Here is a 1,227-nt window from a genome sequence, read left to right on the forward strand (position 1 = left end):
CTAGTACCGTGTAACATTTAAAGTTTCGTAAATATGCGGACTGTTGTATAATCATGGCAACCCAAGGAGGCTGCCATGGCACCGAGATACCGAGTCACTCTGACAAAGCAAGAACGTAAAGATCTCGAAGCGTTAACCCGGAACGGGAAAACCGGGGCAAAAAAGTTCATCCATGCCCGTGCGCTGCTGCTCTGCGATGCAGGCCCTGACGGGCCGGCATGGACCGTTGCCAATGTTGCTGTCGCGCTGGGCGTCACGCCGCGCACCATTGAGCACCTCAAGCAACGCTTTGTAGAGGAAGGCATTGAGGTCGCCTTGGAGCGTAAGCCCAGAGAAAAGCCGCCGCGCGAGGTTCTTTTTGATGGAGCGTTTGAAGCACGGTTAATCGCCTTGGCATGTTCCGATGCCCCAGAGGGATTTGATCGCTGGACAGTCCGACTGCTTGCTGACAAGGCTGTGGAACTGAAATTTGCATCATCCGTTTCGCATATGACCGTGCAACGGGTTTTAAAAAAAACGAACTTAAGCCTCACCTCAGCAAATACTGGAAAATCCCACCACAAGGCAGTGCGGCCTTCGTAGCGGCGATGGAGGATATTCTGGAAGTCTATCATCTGCCGTATGATCCCGATTACCCAGTGGTGTGCATGGACGAATCCAGCAAGCAACTGATTGGCGAAGTCCATACGCCAATACCCTGCAAGCCAGGACAGCCGAAGCGGATGGATGACGAATACGTCAGACACGGTGTCGCCGAAATCTTTATGGAAGTTGAACCCTTGGCTGGCAGACGTCATGTTGCGATAACTGAGCGTCGAACCCGGAAAGACTGGGCGCAACAGATCAAGCAGATGCTTGACGAGCGTTATCCCGAGGCCATTCAGGTGCGGTTGGTGATGGACAATCTGAATACACACAATATCGCCTCACTTTATGAAACATTCGAACCCAAGGAGGCTCGGCGTTTGGCGGAGCGGTTGGACATCCATTACACGCCCAAACATGGAAGCTGGCTGAACATGGCCGAAATCGAACTCAGCGTGCTAAAAGGGCAATGCCTCAATCGTCGTATTGCCGAGATGGTGACCATGCAAGCTGAGGTCGCGGCCTGGGAAAGTCACCGCAACAGCAAAACGAAGAAAATTAACTGGCAGTTCACAACCGCTGACGCCAGGATCAAGCTGACGCGACTTTATCCGAATTTATAACTGTTACAAGGTACTAGGG

At 52.3% G+C, this 1,227-nt stretch carries 1 protein-coding gene; it reads left to right on the forward strand.

Annotated elements, in window-relative coordinates; translation table 11 throughout:
• Positions 1-75: 75 nt before the first annotated feature.
• Positions 76-1,208, forward strand: a protein-coding gene (locus ICT70_RS14765; RefSeq protein WP_224747096.1) for an IS630 family transposase whose coding sequence is annotated in 2 segments (ribosomal slippage) — positions 76-508 and positions 508-1,208 — 1,134 coding nt in all. Because the reading frame shifts where the segments join, the coding sequence is not laid out codon by codon here.
• Positions 1,209-1,227 lie beyond the last annotated feature (19 nt).

The organism is Pelovirga terrestris (assembly GCF_014773365.1).
Lineage (GTDB): Bacteria > Desulfobacterota > Desulfuromonadia > Desulfuromonadales > Geopsychrobacteraceae > Pelovirga > Pelovirga terrestris.